Origin of the sequence: Shinella sp. WSC3-e, assembly GCF_945994535.1 — a bacterium.
Classification (GTDB): domain Bacteria; phylum Pseudomonadota; class Alphaproteobacteria; order Rhizobiales; family Rhizobiaceae; genus Shinella; species Shinella yambaruensis.
Genome location: NZ_OZ000530.1, coordinates 58,665 through 76,928, shown reverse-complemented (window position 1 = coordinate 76,928; position 18,264 = coordinate 58,665). Strand labels below are relative to the sequence as shown.

Below are 18,264 nucleotides of genomic sequence, written 5' to 3'. Positions count from 1 at the left end.
CCTTTGACTGATCGGTACGATGGCGCCTTGGCGCCCCTGTTGTCATTTCGATTTGGCGAAGAGGCGCGTGACGCCGCGCAGAAGCTTGCTTTGGGCGACCTGGTAACCGAGATCCTTGCCGACGCCCGTTTCCAGGACACGATCCATCAGGCTCTTGCTGAGCTCCGTATGGCGCCGCACCGGGGCAAGATCGCCGGACATGTCGGCGAGCACCCGCCTGGCCGCATTGTGGCCGGGAGCCCCCGTCACGCCACCACCTGGATGCGCGCCGGAACCGCAGAGATAGAGGCCTTCCACCGCCGTGCGGTATCCGTCCCCGCCCGGCGCCTTGCGCTCCGAGAACAGGTTTTCGAGGCCCACGATGGAACGCTGGAAGATGTTGCCGCCGGGCAGGCCGTAGGTACGCTCGAGATCGAGAGGCGACACCGTATTTCGGCCGATGACATGACCGCGAAGGTTCGGCGCAAACCGGTAGAGGGTCTCCATGACGCGGTCGGTCCAGGCTTCCTTGTGGTCGTCCCAGTCGCCCTTCTCCAGATGGAACGGCAATTGCTGGACACCGAGCAGCAGCGTGTGCTGCCCCGGCTTGCAGACGCTGGGATCGGTCGCGGAATGGATGAGGCCTTCGATGACGAAATCATCAGGAAACCGCCCGCGCCGCTGGGCTTCCGCCGCAGCTTCGTAGTTCTCGGCTGATGCGTTGAGGATCGTGTGGCCGAGATGCTGCGGCCCGAGGCCGGGCTCGAAGCCATTATAGTGCGGCAGCGTATCGAGCAGCACGTGGATGCGGGCCATGGAGCCCCGCACGTCGGTGCGGAGCGCTTCCCTGCGCCATTCCTCCTTCATCGCCCCGGCCGGGACCAGCCTGCCGAGGGCGACCGTCGGTGCGGCGTTCGACATGACGATATCGGCGTTGACAACGTCGCCGCCGACAAGGCGAACGCCCGCCGCCCGGCCGCCACGCACGAGGATTTCCGCGACGGGCGCGGAGGTGCGCACCACGGCCCCGAACGCTTCCGCACCCTTGCGGAGCGCGGCGGTGATCGAGCCCATGCCGCCGACCGGAATGCCCCACCGCCCGAATACGTTCTCGAACTGTCCGAAGGCATGGTATCCGTAGACATGCGCCGTCGTCGGCGTCTGCGGCCCGCCCCAGGTCGAGACCATGGCAAGGAAGGTCATGTAGGCCTTGAGCCGGGGCGAGACGAAATACCGGTCGAGCAGATCCTGGGCCGACACGACCATGAACTCGTTGAGAAGCTCAGTCTCGCCCAGACGTTCGAAGCGCCCGAACACTTCCGAGCGGGTCGGCGGATCAGACAGCAGCCAGTCGCGTGAGATATCGGCAAACCGCTTCAGCCTCGAGCCGAACTCGAAGAACCGACGCGCGTCATCCGGCGAGTGCCGGCCGATCGACTTCAATGTCTCGTCTACATCATGGTGGAGCATGAAGTGGTCGCCGTCTTCCCAGAGCGCGACGCCCTGGACTTCCGGTGAGAGCGATCGCAAGCCGAACCTTGCCAGTTCGAGATCGTCGATGACCTCCTGCCGCAGCATGCCCTGGATGAACGAGCAGGACGACCATGTCGCGCCCGGCACCAGTTCCTCGGAGACGCAGGCACCTCCGACCACATGGCGTGCCTCCAGCACGCAAACGGATTTTCCGGCCCGCGCGAGATAGTTGGCCGCAACGAGGCCGTTATGGCCTCCGCCAACAATGACGACATCATATCTCGTGGTCATGACGCAGCATCCGTTCCAAAGGAGAAGACCATTTCATGCCGGTACGTTTCGCCGGGATCGAGACGGCAGGACGGGAAGTGGGAGAAGTTCGGCGAGCCCGGATATTTCTGGGTCTCGAGGGTAAAGCCGCCATACTTGCACAGGCGCTTGCCCTTCTTGCCCATCACCTTGTCCGACAGGTAGCCGGCGGTGTAGAACTGCACGCCCGGCTCCGTCGTATGCATGGTCATCCGCCGGCCGGAGACAGGCTCGTGCACGTCGATGCACCTGCGCAGACCCGGGCCACCGTCGAGGCACCAGTTGTGGTCATATCCGCCGCCAGCTTCGAAAATCGTCGCACCGACGGAGGGCAGCCTGTCTATATCGGCGCCGATGGCCTTGAATTCGGTGAAATCGAACGGCGTGCCCCTGACGCGCAGGATCTCCCCTGTCGCGAGAAGCTCGTCGTCGACCGGCGTATAGAAGCGGCTCGATATCCTGACGTCGTGGCGCAGCACGTCGCCGGAGCCCTGGCCGGCGAGGTTGAAATAGGAATGGTGCACCATGTTCATCAGCGTCGCCTTGGTCGTGTCGGCCTCCATGACGATGCGCAGCGTGTTGTCCGCTGTGAGTGTATAGGTCGCCCGCAGGTTCGACTTGCCGGGAAAGCCCATTTCGCCGTCCTCGGATGTCGTCCTGAAGACGACGCTGTCCGCCGTGACTGTCTCGATGTCCCAGACCTTGCGATCGAAGCCCTGGACGCCGCCATGCAGGTGATTGGCGCCCTCGTTGACGTTGAGGTGGTGCTCGACGCCGTCAAGCACGAACCGGCCGCCCTCGATACGGTTGCCGTACCGGCCGCAAGTCGCGCCGAAATAGGTGTCCGTCGCCGCGTATTCGTCGATCGTGTCGAAGCCGAGGACCACGTCGGCGAGATCGCCGTTACGATCGGGAACGTATAGCTCCGTCAGCCGGGCGCCGAAGGTGATCAGCTTCGCCCTGAGGCCGTTGCCGTTGGCGATGGTGACGGCGAGGATTTCCTGCCCTTCGTAGATGCCGAACACTTCGGCGGCATCGGCTTCTTGTTTCCTGGCGGTGGTGTTCATGCTCGCAGTGTCCTTGCATTGGTGCGATTGATGACCCAGAGCCCGCAGAGAACGAAGGCGACCGAGATCAATCCGATCAGGGTGAAAATGGCGTTGATGGAGGGCGTGAAGCCGAACCGCATCTGGTTCCAGACATAGACCGGAAGCGTCGGCTCGGTGCCCGTCAGGAACAGCGTCACGATGACCTCGTCGACGGAAAGCGTGAAGCCGAGCATGGCGCCGCCGATGATGGCCGAGCGGATCATCGGCAGCAGGACATGCAGCAACGTTTTCATCCGCGTGGCGCCGAGATCGAGCGATGCCTCGACGAAGCTCGGGTCGAGCGCCCTCAGGCGCGTCAGCACGATCAGCATGATGACCGGCATGACGAAGCTCAGATGCCCGACGATCACCCGCGGCAGCCCCTGCGGCAGGCCCGAGAACTGCGCCACGATGGCCAGCGAGATCCCGAGCACGATGCCGGGTATCGCGACGGGGACCGCCAGGGCAAGCTGCAGCACGTTGCCGAAGGCCCGGACACGATAGGCGAGGATGAGAGCGAAAGCGACGCCGATGACCGTGCCGGCCGCCGTCGACAGGACGGCTACGAAAAGCGTGCGCTGGAACGCCTCGATGAGGGCGGTGTTCGTCCACAGTTCCCGATACCACTGGAGCGTGAAACCCGTCAGCGGGAATGTCTGGACACGGCTGTCGTTGAAGGAGAAGACGAGCGTGACCACCAGGGGCGCATAGAGGAACAGATAGGGCAGCGTGACGGCCAGCTTCAGCAGGATCTGGCCGATACGCCCCCGCAGCGTGGCCGCGCGCTTCAGCGTCGCACCCGTGCCCGAATCCACGGCCTGGATGATCCCCTTCGAGCGGCCGAGATAGCCGATGACGGCGAGGATGAGGGCGACCGCGAGCATGAGGATGACAGCCTGCGCGGCGCCCAGCGGCCAGTTCCCGGCCATGCCGAACTGCGATGCGATGACCATGCCGAGCATCGTGCCGTTGAGGCCGCCGACCATGGACGGACTGACATAATCCCCGACGGCCAGCAGGAAGGCGAGGGAAAAGCCGATCGCAAGCCCCTGCCTGGAGAGCGGCCAGACGACGTTCCTGAACGTCTGGAACCGGTTCGCGCCCGCATCCCGGCTTGCTTCCAGCAGGCTTTCCGGAACACGCTCCAGGGCCGTGAAGGAGGAGACGAACACATAGGGAATGGCCATGTATGCAAGCGTGAGGACGACGGCAAACCGCGTATAGAGGAACGCGTCGGACGGCTCGGACAGGATGCCGAGCGTGACGAGCAGCGAGTTGATCGCGCCGTTTTCGCCAAGGATGACGCGCCAGGCGAACACGCGCATCAGCAGCGAGATCCAGAGCGGGATGACAACCAGCATGACGGCGACCTGCTTCATCCCGCGCATGTAGCGGCTGACGTAGAATGCCAGCGGATAGGCGACGAGCGAGGCGAGCGCGGCGGCGACGAAGGCGGTGACCAGCGTCCGCATCACGAGGACGAGCACGGTCCTCGACTGGAACACGGCCGCATAGTTCCTCAGCGTCACCTCGTCCGTCACCAGACCCGCCGACGCCTTGAAGAAGCTGGTTCCGAAGAGGACGAGGTTGGGGGCGACGACGAGCGCCAGCAGCCAGAGGTAGATCAGCCCCGGCGAGGCGGAGGAGACCAGCTTGGCGAGTTTTTCGGGGGACCTAGTCATCGAGATACACCACGTCGTCGAAGAGCAGGCCCACCGGCACGGTGTCACCGACCTTGAGAGCGAGCCCCTTGCGGGAGGGAACATGGCTCGTCAGCATCTGGCCGCCGCTTTCCATGACGACCTCGATGACGCTGCCGAGGAACATGACCCGAGCGATCCTTGCGTCGAAGGTCACGTCGCAACGGCCTTCCGGCTGCACGTCGAGCGCTTCGAAGCGCAGGGCGACGGCGCTCGGCTGCGCCCTGCCCGCCACGCGGCTGCGGGGAATGTCGACCGGCCCGAACCGCAAGGATGCAGCATCCCCCGGATTCGGCGAAGCGGAAATCCTGTTCGACTTTCCGATGAAGTCGGCAACGAAGGCGTTGGCCGGCCTGTAGTAGATCTCCTCCGGCGTGCCGATCTGCTGGATCAGCCCGCCGCTCATCACGGCGATGCGGTCGGACATGGACAGGGCCTCGCCCTGGTCGTGGGTGACGTAGATGAAGGTGATGCCGAGCGACTTCTGCAGGTCGACGAGGACGTGCTGCATCTGCTCGCGCAGCTTGAGATCGAGCGCACCCAGCGGCTCATCCAGCAGCAGGATCTTCGGGCGGCCGACGATGGCCCGGGCGAGCGCGGCGCGCTGCCGCTGGCCACCGGACATCTCATGCGGCAGGCGCTCGGCAAAGGCGCCGAGATTGACCTTGGCGATCGCATCATCGACGCGCGTTGCGATCTCCGCCTTCGCAACGCCCTTCATGCGGAGCGGATAGGCAACGTTCTCCCGCACGGTCATGTGCGGGAAGAGGGCGTATGACTGGAAGACCGTGTTGGTATCCCGCAGGTTTGGCGGCAACGTCGTGATGTCGTCGCCTGCCAGCCATATGTTGCCCCGATCCGGCGCCTCGAAGCCCGCGATCAGCCGTAGCGTCGTCGTCTTGCCGCAGCCGGAGGGGCCGAGGAGGGAGAAGAACTCCCCCTCCCCGATGTCCAGGGACAAGTCGTGCAGCGCCTTGTACGCACCGAACGACAATGACAGGCCTGAAAGCCGCAGGAACGGCCCGGAAGCGTTGACTGGGCTCATCGAACGTGTCCTCACAGGGTGCCGGCTTTGAAGTCGTTCCACATCGCCACGCGGCGGTCGATGTCCTCCGGCAGCTTCGATATGACCATCTTGCTCCAGAAGCCGTCCTCCGTCTGGTCAAGAATGTTCGTATTCGCCAGGGCCTCCGGCGAGACGCCGGCCTTTGCGGCCGCCTCGGGGCTGAGAACGCCGTTGTTGCTGTTGGTGCTGATGAAGCGTGCCTGCCAGGCCGGCGTCAGCGTCTCGTTGATGAAATCGTACACCTCCTTCCTGCGGCCCCGCTCGGTCAGGACGGCGCAGTCGAGCCAGGTGGGCGTGCCTTCCTGCGGGAAGGTATAGGCGAAGTTCTTGCCGAGCGACTTCAGCTTGTTGACGATCGAGATGTTCTGGCAGTAGCCGATCACCGCGTCGCCCGCCGCATAGATCGTCAGGGCATCGTCGAAGCCGCGGGCGATGGTGTTGACCTGGGGCCGCAGGGTGCGCAGCGCATCCGCGCACGCCTCGAACTCCTCGTCCGTCAGGTTGAACGGATCGGCCGCCTTGATCTTGAGCGCGATCATCTGCATGACGACGTAGCCGTCGTCGAACAGGTTGACCTTGCCGGCGTATTTCGGATCCCAGAGCGCGTCCCAGCTCTGCGGCTCGCCGCCGGTGGCATCGGCGTTGTACATCAGCGGCTGGTTGCCCCAGTTGTAGGGCAGGGCGTAGAGGGTGCCGTCGATCGTGGCCTTCGCCTCCCAGTCCATCGACGAGGCGATGTTCGACCTGTTGGGGACCTGGGAGGCGTCGAAGGGCGCGATCAGGCCCGAGTTCTTGAAGCGATTGGCCGTGCCCGTGTCGAAATAGATGACATCGGGCGAAATGGCGCCCGATTGGACGGTCGCGAACATCTCGTCGATCGATCCGGAGCGGACGGCCTTGATTTTCACGCCGGTTTTTTCCGTGTACTCGGCAATCCACGGGTCGTCCTGATAGGTTTCCCACGTCAGAAGGGTGATCTCACCCTGGTCGGCGAAAGCCCGCTTCGCAAGGCCCGGCAGTGTCACCAGAGCGCCGAGACCCGCGGCGCTCTTCAGGAAGGTTCGGCGGTCAAATTGGTAGTTGCCCATGCTTTTAATCCTCTCTGGTCGGTTAGCGGGGGAGCAATTTCCGGCGACGGCTTCGCCTTCGGCTCTTATCGGCCGCTCCCTTTCGATGACTTACAAAACGCCGTATTTTTCGTAGACTTCGCGCAACAGCCTGCCCTCCAGGAGTTCGTTCCTGGAATTGTTCTCGCTCGTGGCCTTGGTCATGGCGAGATCGAGCACCTGCTGCTCGATCTCCTGCGGAATGACAACGACACCATCGATGTCGGCGAACACGATGTCGCCGGAGCGGACGGTCACACCCGCGCAGATGATTTCCGTGTCATGCTCAATCATCTTTGCGCGGCCGATGCTGTCGAGCGGGCCGATGCCGCCGTGGAACACCGGAAATCCGAGGTGCTTGATGTGCTTGGTGTCGCGCACGAGACCATCCGTCACGCACCCGTTGGCGCCCCGCATCTTGGCCGCTGTCGACAGAAGCTCCCCCCAGGGAGCGATGCGCTCGGTCGGGCCATTGCAGGCGAGCACGGCGACATCGTCCTTCGTCAGGCTGTCCACAAGCTCCATTTCGAGTTCGTAGGGGTTGTCGTTGTCGCGCCTGCCGTAGACGGTCGCGTAAAGGCCGGTCCGCGCACGGCCCATCAGGACCGATGCATCGTCGACGGGGCGGATGAATGGCCGCATCGCCTGGCTGGTCCGGCCGAGACTGTCCATCACGTCGGACAGCACGCCGGTGTAGAGCTGCTTTGCGTAAGTTTCGAACTGCATCGCTTGTTCCTTACTTTAACGATAAACCTTGAAGCCGGAAATAGTGCCAAAAGGGACGTCCGGCTAATGCGCCTCCCTGACGACAGCGTCGCCGCTGGCGCCGACGAGAAAATCCAGGTCGGCACCCGTATGGGCCTGCATCACATGATCCTGGTAGAGTTTCACAAAGCCGCGCGGGGTGACCGTTCGAGGCTGCACCCATGCCTCCGCGCGTTTCTCAAGCTCGTCTCGGGAGACCAGAAGCTCCAGCGTTCCTTCATAGGCATTCATCCGGATGCGGTCGCCGGTCTTCACCAGAGCGAGCGGTCCGCCCACCGAGGTTTCCGGCGAGACATGCAGGACGACGGCGCCGAAGGCGGTGCCCGACATGCGCGCGTCGGAAATTCTCAGCATGTCGCGCACGCCTTCGCGCACCAGTCGCGCCGGGATCGGCATGTTCCCGACCTCAGCCATGCCGGGATATCCCCTCGGCCCGCAGCCCTGGAGCACCAGCACCGTATCGGCCGTGACCGGCAGGTCGGGATCGTCGATCTTCGTCTTCATCTCCTCGACGGAGGAAAACACATAGGCCTCCCCCTCGTGCACGAGAAGAGATTCCGTCGCCGCCGAAGGCTTGATGACCGCGCCATCGGGCGCGATGTTTCCCCGCAGCACGCGGATGCCGGCTTTTGGCCGAACCGGATTGTCCAGCGCGCGGATCACGTCGTCATTGAAGCACTCGCCCTCGGCGGCGACCTCGACGACCGAGCGCCCCTCCACCGTCAGCGCATCGCGCAGCATGCCCTTGATCTGCGCGAGAACCGCCGGCACGCCACCGGCATTGCAGAACTCTTCCATCAAGTGCTTGCCCGACGGAAGGCAGTTGACGAGCAGCGGCACCTCGGAGCCGAGGTTGAAATCGTCCAACTTCAGGTCGGCGCCAATTCTTCCAGCAATTGCAAGCAGATGGACGATCGCGTTGGTCGAACCACCCAGCGCCGCATTCGCAAGGATCGCATTCTCGAAACTCGCCCTTGTCAGGATCTTCGAGAGCCGGAGATCCTCGCGCACCATCGCAACGATGCGGTTGCCGGTGAGGTGCGCGAGCGCGAAGCGGCGCGCATCGACCGCGGGATAGGCCGAATTCATCGGCAGTGCCACGCCCATAACCTCGACCAGCGAGGCCATTGTCGATGCCGTGCCCATAGTGTTGCAGACGCCGACGGAGCGGCTCATTCCGCTTTCAGCCGCAACGAAGTCCTTCATGGACATCGTGCCAGCCCGCACCTCTTCGGAGAACTTCCAGACATCCGTGCCCGAGGCGATCGTCCTGCCCCGGAAATTGCCGCTGAGTGCCGGTCCGGCCGAGATCATGATGGTCGGCAGATCGACGCTGGCAGCCCCCATCAACTGGGCCGGCGTGGTCTTGTCGCAGCCGGCGAGCAGAACGACACCGTCCATTCCATGGGCGCGGATCGACTCCTCCACCTGCATGGCGAGCAGGTTGCGAAACAGCATGGCGGTCGGGCGCATCTGGTCCTCCCCGAGCGAGCCGACCGGAAACTCCAGCGGCAGGCCACCCGCCTCCCAGATGCCGCGCTTGACGGCCTCAGCGAGGCCCTTCAGGCCCGCATTGCACGGATTGAACTCCGACCAGGTGTTGCAGATGCCGATGACCGGCCGGCCATCGAAGACATGATCGGGCAGTCCCTGCATCTTCATCGAGCTGCGATGGATGAAACCATCCTTCCCGCCGCTGCCGAACCAATCCTGGCTTCTCAGTCTCTGCTTGCGCTCCACGACATGCGCCTCCACGCCTCTGTTGGATTTAGATTTAACGTTAAACCTATTTCCTGTCAACAGGCCAGATTGTTCTCGTTCCGGCGGGCGAGATTGTAAACATCGAGTTGAGTTGTATTGTTGCCGCCAGCGATCGGACCGAATATGTGCAGGCGATGATCATGAAGAAAAATCAACAGGGTCAGGGACGCGCAACCCTTCGGGACGTCGCCGACGCCGCCGGCGTTTCCATCATGACCGTGTCCAACGTCGTGAACGGAAAGACCGCCCGCGTCAGCGATGAAATCCGGCTTCTCGTCAAGGAAAAGATCAAAGACCTGAAATATGTGCCGCATCTGCGCGGCCGCGGCCTGCGGCTGGCGAAAGACTTTGCGATCGGCCTGGTCATGCTGCATCCGGAGCGGCGCTTCCTCAACGACCCCTTCAACACCGAGGTCGCGGCCGGCATGAGCAACAAGCTCGCGCAGAACGGTTACGGCCTGCTGATCTTCGGGGCGCAGAATTCGAAGGATCTCGAAAACAAGCTGCCGCGCATTTCGCAGCTGGATGCCCTTGCCGTCTACATCTTCGGCGACACCGCTCAGCGCGACGCTGTCTATACCAAGCTCGCCGCGCTCGGCCTGCCCATGCTCCTCATCGGCGACGAGGCGAACGACAGCCTGGCGGATGCCAGTTTCGTACGCCAGACGAACGAGGAAGGCGCATTTCAGCTGGCCGAGCTTGGGCTTTCGAATGGCGCCCGCAAGATCCTGTTCATGCGCCCGGACCATTTCTGGCCGGCCATGGCGCAACGCGAGCTCGGGGCCCGCAAGGCAGCGGCCGGACGCGCCGATGTCGAAACCATGATCTGCACGGAAATCAACTTCCAGGCCGTCGTGAGCCAGGTGAAGACGCGGCTGTCGGCCAACCCGCCGGATTTCGTCATGGGCGGCAACGACCTGTTCGGCATTGCCGCCACGCAGGCGGCGCTTCAGCTCGGCTTCTCCATCAAGAAGGATCTGATGATCACCGGCTTCAACGGATTCGCCTTCCGCGAATATTCGATGCCGCTCCTGACCTCCATGCGCTCGCCTGCCTATGAAATCGGCGAGGCGGCGGCGGCGGCGCTGTTGAAGCGGATTACCAAGGGAAGTTTCCCAGGCGGCAAAGTGCTGAACGTCGAGTTCCTGCCAGGCGATACCTGCGCCTGACGGCAACCCCCGCAATGGCTGGCCTCGCGGCCGGCATCGATGCACAAGTTGCAAAGCACAGCTTGGATGCGGCGGCCGCCAGCAAAGTGGGCATTCGCCTGGCTGCGTTCCCTCAGACCCCGCCCGGGCAAGGCGGCTTCCATGGCCAGCTCCATGAGGCCGATGGTCGGCCGGCGCGATATATTGTCTGCCGCCCCGGTTCATCCAGCAGCATCCATCAGCAACTTGAGATCGCGGTTACGTGCATTCCCGCACCCAGACTAAACCTGAACGAAATGCCGCTCCGAGACCTCATGGTAGCTGCGCCTGGGCGGGTTATAGCCAAGGGGGCGGACAGGGCTTCTCGTCTCGTCGCCGGAAAGGCATCGCCGGAGGGTGCGCCGGGCGGGGTCGGGTATCGGGACGGCAGCCATCAGCTTCTTCGTATAGGGATGCTGCGGGTTTTCGAACACCTCCCGTCGCGGGCCGATCTCGACGATCTCGCCGAGATACATCACCGCCACCCGGTGGCTGACCCGCTCCACGACGGCCATGTCATGGCTGATGAACAGATAGGCGAGGTTGAAGCTCTGCTGGAGGTCGAGGAGGAGGTTGCACACCTGCGCCTTGACCGACACGTCGAGCGCCGAGACCGCCTCGTCGGCGATGATCACCTTCGGATCGAGTATCAGCGACCGCGCGATCGCGATGCGCTGCCGCTGGCCGCCGGAGAATTCGTGCGGGAAGCGCCGCATCATCTCCGGGCCGAGCCCGACCCGCCGCAGGAGGTCGGCCGCCTTGTCCCGCGCCTGCTGCTTGGTGCCGAGGCCATGCTCGATGAACGGTTCCATCACCGCCGCCCCCACCGTCATGCGTGGATCAAGGCTGGCGAACGGATCTTGGAACACCATCTGGATATTGCGCCGCATCTTGTGCAGCGACCGGCCGTCGAGGCCCATCACATCATGCCCGCTGAGCGAGACCGCCCCGCCCGTCGGCTCGACCAGCCGTATGATCGAGCGCCCCGTCGTCGACTTGCCGCAGCCGGATTCACCGACAAGCGACAGCGTCTCACCGGCTTTCAGGTCGAAGGACACGTTCTCGACCGCATGCACCGCACCGCTCTTGCGACCGAAGAGGCCCGAGCGGATGTCGAAGCGCGTCGTCAGGTTCTTCACCTCCAGAACGGGTCGCTCACCGGCAACGGGCACAGGCCCCTCGCTTTCCGCCTGGCGCGTTTCGCCGGTCACGATGTCGATCACCGGGAAGCGCATGGGCCGGGGCCGTCCCGCCATCGAGCCGAGACGCGGAACCGCCGAGAGCAGCGCCCGCGTATAGGGATGCCTTCCGCGGCTGAAGATATCCCCGGTCGCGCCCGTTTCCACCGCATCGCCGCGGAACATCACGATCGTCCGGTCGGCGACTTCGGCCACCACGCCCATGTCATGTGTGATGAAGAGCACCGCCATGCCCTCCTCTTCCTGCAGCGTCTTGATGAGGTCGAGGATTTGGCCCTGGATCGTCACGTCAAGTGCCGTCGTCGGCTCGTCCGCAATCAGGAGCTTTGGTTTCGAGGCGAGCGCCATGGCGATCATCACGCGCTGGCGCATGCCGCCGGAGAACTGGTGCGGATAGTCGTCGAACCGGCCCTTGGCGTTCGGAATGCGCACCTTTTCCAGAAGCCGCGTCACCTCTGCCCGCGCCTCGCCCCGGGAGAGGGCGCGATGGCAGGTGATCGCTTCAGCGATCTGCTTGCCGATCGGGAAGATCGGGTTGAGCGAGGTCATCGGCTCCTGGAAGATCATCGAGATGTCGTTGCCGCGGACCTTGCGCATCTCCTCCTCGCCGAGCGTCAGCAGGTCGCGCCCGCCGAGCGAAACCTTGCCTTCGATCCGGCTCGAATGTTTCGGAAGCAGCCGCATGATCGACAGGGACGTCACGCTCTTGCCGGATCCGGACTCGCCGACGATCGCCACTGTCTCACGCGGGGCAATCGAGAAGGAGAGGTTGCGGACGACGGGCTTCCACTGGTCGCCCGACCGGAACGCAGTCGTGAGATCGCTGACGGACAGAACCGGCGGCTGGGCGGAAGGTATGTCCATCCTGTTTTCCCTTCTGGAGCGGCCGAAGCCAAATCGCTTCGGCGGTCGGACAATGCGGCAAACCGAACTGCGCTAGGCGGCGGTATGGATCGGATCGACCGGATGCTTGGCCAGCGGAAGCACGTCGATATCGTACATCCAGGGGTTGGCCGGCAGGCTGGTAATGATCTCGTGCAGCTGCGTTGCATCCGCTGCGCGCCACAGACCCCAGTTCTCGAAGCGGCAGGGCACACGCCACATGCGCACCAGGTGCCCCTCCTTGATCAGCTCGGCGGCGTGGGCGCGCTCGTCGCGGATCACCTTCGCCTTCAATTCCGGATCCATGTCGTCAGACCAGCGCAGCTTGATGTTGACCAGAAATTCCATTGCATGTTCCCTCATGATGTGACGTCCAGATCCTTGATGATGGTGTTTGCGGCGTTGTAGCCGGGGATGCCGGTGACATAGCCACCCGGCCAGGTGCCGCCGCCCGAGAGGTAAAGCCCGGAAAGCGGCGTGCGATAATCGTGCGCCTTGCGGTGCGGGCGCGCACCGAAAAGTGCATTCGGCAGCATGTCGCCATGCGTGATGTTCGACTGGACGAGACCCAGCTCGTCCTCGATTTCGACGGGATTGAAGTAGCGAAGCCCGATGAGGCGCCGGCGCAGGTCCGGCATGTAGTTGGCAAGCGCGTCTATGCAGATGTCGGCGAAACGCTCGCCCGCCTCCGGCCAGCTGCCTTCCGCAAGCGCATAGGGTGCATGCCAGGCGTTGACGCTGAGGAGATGGCAGCCCGCCGGCGCCATGTCCGGCGAGGTCACCGATGGAATGAGGCCCCACATGATCGGACGCTCCGCCAGCCTGCCGGCCAATCCGTCCGCAATCGCCCGCTCGATATAGTCGAGCGAGGGCGCGATGCGGAACTGCACCTGCGCCGCCTGCGCCGGGTCGACATCCGCCGGCAGGCCGGCATAGCGGGGCACCCCGTCGAGCGCCAGCACCAGCTTGAAAGCGGAGCCCCGCATCGGCACGGCGGCGATCTCGCGCCTGACGTCGGCGCCCACGGCCTCGTCGTCGAGCATCTTGCCGAAGAGGGGCCTGGGGTTGATCGCCGACAGCACGACCGGTGCCAGGAATTCATCGCCCTTGACAGTGACGACACCCCGGGCCCTACCCGCGGCATGCAGGATCCGCTCGATCGGTGCATCCTTGAGGATGGTCGCGCCATGCGCAAGGCAACAGGCTTCGAGCGCGTCGATGATGGCGCCCATGCCGCCGACCGGAAGGCCGGTGGAGCCGCGAAGCGCTGCACGCCGTGGATCGTCGTCGTCCAGCGCCGCATAGGAGGCGAGCGAGATCGGCCGCATCATCAGGCCCACGGCCGAGCCGGGCGCAGACGGCGGGGTCAGCGTCGCGTTGAGCGCCAGCATGCCGAGCAACGCCTTGGTTTCCTCCGATTTCAGCCGCTCGTCGAGCAGCTGGCGCAGGCTGCCGCACATCACGCGGTCGAAAAGGCCGGCGAGATGGCCTGGCACGTCGCGGGCGGCATGGACCAGATCGGGAGAGGGCGCGAACATCGACGCACCCAGATGCCGTCCGAGTTCCTCCAGATCTGACAGGAGGCCGAAATAGCGCTCCGCCTCGCCCGGCGCATAGGCGTCGAACTGCGCCGCCAGCCGGCCCCTGTCGCGCCAGCCGATGAAGGCGCCGCGCGGAAACGGGTGGACGACGGTCGGGTCGGTGCGAATGAACTTCAGGCCGAAATGCTCCAGCTGCAGCTCGGCGATGAAGCGCGGCTCGAAACTGCCGGGCGAATTGGTGAAGGCGCAGCGGTAGCCCGGCAGGAACTCGAAGGTTCCGCAGGGGCCTCCGAGCGTCGGCCGCGCCTCGATCAGCAGCGGCCGCAGCCCGGCCTTGGCGAGATAGGCGGTCGCAACGAGACCGTTGTGCCCTCCCCCCACGACGATGGCGTCGTATGTGCCAGTCGATATATCGGCAATGTTCGACATGCGATTTCCATTTTGCTTGCGAAAGTGGGGGCGGCCGAACCGCCCGCGTTCATGGCGGGGCTACTGCGGCAGCTGGTCGTTGGAGAAGTAGGCGGTCGCCTCCTTCTTGCCGAGCATCGAGCCGAATTCGGCGAGCGTCTCGTTCATCGCCTCCCAGTCCGCCTCGGCCATCCAGCCGAGCGGCTTGCCCTCGCTGTGCCTGGTGTGGAGCGAGGCCTCGTAGGCCTCGAGCACGCTACGGTGGAACTCGGCCGGCTGGGTGTTGCCGGAGACCTTGAGGAAGATCCCGACGGCTTCGTCCTTGTGGGCGAACGTGTACTCCATGCCCTTCCGCGTCGCGGCGAGGAAGCGCTTCACGATGTCGGGATTCTGCGCCAGGTAATCGTTGTTGACGACGATGCCGAAGCCGAGATTGGTTACGCCCCAATCGGCATATTTCAGGACCGAGACCTCCTTGCCCTGCGCCTTGAGCTGCGGGGCGTAGAAATAATCGTCGCCGCTGATGCAATCGAGCTGGCCGGAGGCAATGCCGGCGAACTTCGCGTCGCCGGGCATGTTGACGAGCGAGATGTCGGTCAGTTCGAGGCCGTTGGCCTTGAGGAAGGCGGGCAGGATCTGGCCGTCGGAACCGGTCGGCGTGGAGCCGATGCGCTTGCCCTTGACATCGGCCGGCGTCTTGATGGACGGGTCGGTGCAGATCAGCGAGATCGGGCCCTGCTGCCACCAGCCGGCGACGGCGGTGATCGGCACGCCCGCGGAGACCGACTGGGCGACGGTGGAAAGGTTGGCATGGCCGATCGGATCGGCATTTTCCCCGACCACCATGGTCGTGGTCTTCGACCCCTGCCCCTGTGCGATCTCCACGTCGAGATCGACCTCGTCGTAAAAACCCTTCTCCTTGGCGAGGATCATCGGCGTCTGTCCGGCCCACCAGCTCCAGTCGAGGCGCAGGCGGATGCTGTCGGCAGCAAGGGCCGTCGTGCTCATCAGGGCAAGGGCGAGGAGCGTGCCGCCCGTCTGCTTGAAATGTCTCATGTCCGGTTCCTTTCCAAGGATGTCAGGCTGCGTCTTCGGCGTCGTCACGGATGACGCCCATGCGTTCGAAATGAATGAGGATCTGGTCGACGATCGCGTTGAATTCCGGCGTGCCGCGCACGGAGAGCCGGCGACGGCGCGGCAAGGCTACGTCGAGCACTGCTTCGACGCGGCCGGGACGCGGCGCCATCACCACGATGCGGTCGGACAGGAACACGGCCTCCTGGATGGAGTGCGTGACGAAGACGACGGTCGGCCGCGAGCGCAGCCAGAGCGACTGGAGGTCGACCATCATCTGGTCGCGGGTGAGCGCATCCAGTGCGCCGAACGGCTCGTCCATCAGCAGCAGCGACGGATCGTGCACGAGGGCGCGGCAGACGCTGACGCGCTGGCTCATGCCGCCCGAAAGCTGGTGCGGATAGGCGTTCTCGAAGCCGGCCAGACCGGCTGCGGCCAGGAGGTCCTTCGCCTTCGCGCGGTATTCGGCATCCGGCAGCCCGCGCGCTTCCGCCTGCAGGAGGATGTTGTCGATGACGCTGCGCCATTCCAGGAGGACCGGCGACTGGAAGACGAAACCGAGGTCCGTTTCCGCCTTGCTGACCGGCCGGCCGCCGATGCGAAGCGTGCCCGAAGTCGGGAAATCGAGACCGGCGATGATGCGCAGCAGCGTGCTCTTGCCGCATCCGCTCGGCCCGACGATGGAGAGAAACTCGCCCGGCTGGATATCGATGGAGGTCGGCACCAGCGCCTCCAGACCGGCGTAGGACCGCGAGACCTTGTCGATGGTGATGGATTTGCCCATGGCGCGCTCCTCAATGTCCGTCGCTGCGCTGCGAGCGATGCCACGGCATCACGCGCGCCTCGACGAATTGCACGATGGCGAAGCTGACGACCCCGATCAGGACCAGAAGGATGAGGGCGGCGAACATCAGCGCCGTCTGCAACTGTCCGCTGGAGAGCAGGATCAGATAGCCGAGGCCGCGATCCGAGCCGACGAACTCGCCGACCACGGCCCCGACCACGGCAAGCGTCACGCAGACCTTCAGGCCGCCGAAGAGGCTCGGCAGCGCATGGGGCAGATAGATCTTGCGGAACATCTGCGCCTGCGAAAGCCCCATCGTCCTGCCGAGGAAGATCATGTCCTGCGGCACGCTCTTCAGCCCCACCACGCCGCTGATGACGACCGGGAAGAAGGCCATCAGCACGCCGACGACGATGTTGGTGTGCAGGCCGAAGCCGAGCCAGACGAGGATGAGGGGCGCCAGCGCGACCTTCGGCACGGCCTGGCTGGTGACGAGCAGCGGATAGACCGCATCCTCGAACCAGCGGAACCGCGCGATCAACACCGCCAGCGGCAGCGCGATGACGATGCTGAGCAGGAAGGCGATCAGAGTCTCGAACGCTGTGATGCCCGAATGATAGATCAGCACGGGGAACTGCGAGATCAGCGTGGAGGCCACGGAACCGGGCGACGGCAGGAGATAGGGCGCCGGCTTTGCGACCGAAACGACGACCTGCCACAGCACGATGATCACGATCAGCGACAGGAGCGGGTAGACCACGCGGGATATCTTCATGGGAAACCCCGTGCCTCCGCTCGCCTGCATTGTCATATCCGTCTGGCTCATCGTGCTCTCCGGGTCGATCCTGATGGGTGATGGCGGGAGGACAGGTGCCTCCCGCCATCACCGCCTTTTCAAGCGGCGTTTGCCGTTCTGGCCGAGGCGGCTGGAACGAAGCCTTCGCGGAAGAGCTTCAGCCAGTTTCCGCCGGCGATCCTGGCGATCTCCTCGCCGGAAAAGCCGCGCTTTTCGAGACCTTCCAGGATGTTCGGGAAATCGACGGGGGACTGGAACCAGGACGGCCACTTGGAAAAGCCCTTGATCGGGATGGCGCTCTCGCGCGCCCAGCGGCCGGCGCGCCACCACTTGATCTGGCTTTCCGGCCAGCCGTCATAGAAGTCCGTGCCGAGGCCGACATGATCGGTACCGACGAGATCGACCGTCCAGGAGACCATGTCGAGGAAGGTGTCGAGCGTGCAGTCCGACCCGTTCTTCATGATCTTCGGATAGTTGCTGAGGCCGATCACGCCGCCGGTTTCGGCGAGACGCTTGATCAGCGCCGTCGACTTGTTGCGCCGGTTCAGTTCGATGTCCGTGCCGACGAATTCCTGCGGATTGGCGTGGGTGACGGCAATCGGGCGTGAAGAATATTCGATCGCGTCGAAGCAGGTGCGCTCCGTGCAATGCGAGACGTCCACCACCATGCCGACGCGGTTCATCTCCGCGATGACGTTGCGGCCGAAGAATTTCGAAACGCCGGCCTCGTCGGGCTCCCAGCATCCCGAGGCGACGCGGTTCTGGACGTTGTAGGTGAGCTGCGCGATGCGCACGCCGAGCTGGTAGAAGATTTCGATCAGCTCGATGTCGTCTTCGAAGGGCGAGGTATCCTGGAAACCGTAGACAACGGCGGTGCGCCCGGAGGCGGCGATGCGCTCGATGTCCTCACCCGTCGTCGCAAGCGCGATCAGGTCGGCGTTCTGCTCGAGAAGGCGGTTCCATTCGCCGATCACGGTCAGCGTTTCGCGCGCATTCTCCCAGATCGACAGCGTGACATGCACGCAGCCGACGCCGCCGCGCTTCCACTCCTCGAAGCGGGCGCGCTCCGGCTTGTTGTATTGCAGGGCGTCGATCAACAGGGGCTTTCTTGCCGATAGTGTCATCGGATTTCCTTTCCGTTCGAAT

Annotated in this window: 15 protein-coding genes; 1 reads left to right on the top strand and 14 read right to left on the bottom strand. The window is 64.2% G+C overall.

All coding sequences use genetic code 11. The features are described from left to right. Nucleotides 1-42: 42 nt before the first annotated feature. The 7 genes from AABF56_RS00335 to AABF56_RS00305 all read right to left on the bottom strand — a co-directional run bounded on the left by AABF56_RS00335 (nucleotide 43) and on the right by AABF56_RS00305 (nucleotide 9,226). Nucleotides 43-1,743 (bottom strand): phytoene desaturase family protein, encoded by a 1,701-nt coding sequence (locus AABF56_RS00335; protein ID WP_272804515.1) that lies wholly within the window; start codon nucleotides 1,741-1,743, stop codon nucleotides 43-45. Beyond that, entirely contained in the window at nucleotides 1,740-2,828 is a 1,089-nt protein-coding gene (locus AABF56_RS00330; protein ID WP_272804514.1) for an aldose epimerase family protein, read from the bottom strand. Before AABF56_RS00330 ends, AABF56_RS00335 begins: the two co-directional genes overlap by 4 nt. Further along, nucleotides 2,825-4,531: an ABC transporter permease subunit gene (locus AABF56_RS00325; RefSeq protein ID WP_272804513.1), complete on the bottom strand. Its 1,707-nt coding sequence runs from the start codon at nucleotides 4,529-4,531 to the stop codon at nucleotides 2,825-2,827. The genes AABF56_RS00330 and AABF56_RS00325 overlap by 4 nt, the downstream gene beginning before the upstream one ends. Next, the gene (locus AABF56_RS00320; RefSeq protein WP_272804512.1) at nucleotides 4,524-5,594 is read right to left on the bottom strand and encodes an ABC transporter ATP-binding protein; all 1,071 of its coding nucleotides are present in this window, start codon (nucleotides 5,592-5,594) and stop codon (nucleotides 4,524-4,526) included. Before AABF56_RS00320 ends, AABF56_RS00325 begins: the two co-directional genes overlap by 8 nt. An 11-nt stretch (nucleotides 5,595-5,605) precedes the next feature. Then, nucleotides 5,606-6,703, bottom strand: coding sequence for a substrate-binding domain-containing protein (locus AABF56_RS00315; protein WP_272804511.1), 1,098 nt, complete (start codon nucleotides 6,701-6,703; stop codon nucleotides 5,606-5,608). A gap of 90 nt (nucleotides 6,704-6,793) precedes the next feature. Then, on the bottom strand, nucleotides 6,794-7,447 hold the full coding sequence (locus AABF56_RS00310; protein WP_272804510.1) for an RraA family protein: 654 nt from the start codon (nucleotides 7,445-7,447) through the stop codon (nucleotides 6,794-6,796). A 63-nt stretch (nucleotides 7,448-7,510) separates the two neighbouring features. Beyond that, nucleotides 7,511-9,226: an IlvD/Edd family dehydratase gene (locus AABF56_RS00305; RefSeq protein WP_272804509.1), complete on the bottom strand. Its 1,716-nt coding sequence runs from the start codon at nucleotides 9,224-9,226 to the stop codon at nucleotides 7,511-7,513. 161 nt (nucleotides 9,227-9,387) lie between these two features. Here AABF56_RS00305 and AABF56_RS00300 point away from each other — a divergent pair, with 161 nt between their 5' ends. Beyond that, nucleotides 9,388-10,416, top strand: a complete 1,029-nt coding sequence (locus AABF56_RS00300; RefSeq protein WP_244768048.1) for a LacI family DNA-binding transcriptional regulator — start codon at nucleotides 9,388-9,390, stop codon at nucleotides 10,414-10,416. Nucleotides 10,417-10,676: 260 nt separating this feature from the next. Here the strand turns inward: AABF56_RS00300 and AABF56_RS00295 are convergent, their stop codons facing one another. The 7 genes from AABF56_RS00295 to AABF56_RS00265 all read right to left on the bottom strand — a co-directional run bounded on the left by AABF56_RS00295 (nucleotide 10,677) and on the right by AABF56_RS00265 (nucleotide 18,242). Further along, nucleotides 10,677-12,497: an ABC transporter ATP-binding protein gene (locus tag AABF56_RS00295; RefSeq protein WP_272804508.1), complete on the bottom strand. Its 1,821-nt coding sequence runs from the start codon at nucleotides 12,495-12,497 to the stop codon at nucleotides 10,677-10,679. 72 nt (nucleotides 12,498-12,569) lie between these two features. After that, a complete protein-coding gene (locus AABF56_RS00290; RefSeq protein ID WP_244768050.1) occupies nucleotides 12,570-12,863 on the bottom strand; it encodes a muconolactone Delta-isomerase in 294 nt (97 codons plus the stop codon). 11 nt (nucleotides 12,864-12,874) lie between these two features. Then, the gene (locus AABF56_RS00285) at nucleotides 12,875-14,485 is read right to left on the bottom strand and encodes a phytoene desaturase family protein (RefSeq protein WP_272804507.1); all 1,611 of its coding nucleotides are present in this window, start codon (nucleotides 14,483-14,485) and stop codon (nucleotides 12,875-12,877) included. A gap of 60 nt (nucleotides 14,486-14,545) precedes the next feature. Further along, the gene (locus tag AABF56_RS00280) at nucleotides 14,546-15,520 is read right to left on the bottom strand and encodes an ABC transporter substrate-binding protein (RefSeq protein WP_244768052.1); all 975 of its coding nucleotides are present in this window, start codon (nucleotides 15,518-15,520) and stop codon (nucleotides 14,546-14,548) included. 22 nt (nucleotides 15,521-15,542) lie between these two features. Beyond that, the gene (locus tag AABF56_RS00275; protein WP_272804506.1) at nucleotides 15,543-16,322 is read right to left on the bottom strand and encodes an ABC transporter ATP-binding protein; all 780 of its coding nucleotides are present in this window, start codon (nucleotides 16,320-16,322) and stop codon (nucleotides 15,543-15,545) included. A 10-nt stretch (nucleotides 16,323-16,332) separates the two neighbouring features. After that, nucleotides 16,333-17,148, bottom strand: coding sequence for an ABC transporter permease (locus tag AABF56_RS00270; protein WP_272804505.1), 816 nt, complete (start codon nucleotides 17,146-17,148; stop codon nucleotides 16,333-16,335). A gap of 68 nt (nucleotides 17,149-17,216) precedes the next feature. Then, on the bottom strand, nucleotides 17,217-18,242 hold the full coding sequence (locus AABF56_RS00265) for a dipeptidase (protein ID WP_272804504.1): 1,026 nt from the start codon (nucleotides 18,240-18,242) through the stop codon (nucleotides 17,217-17,219). Nucleotides 18,243-18,264: the final 22 nt, after the last annotated feature.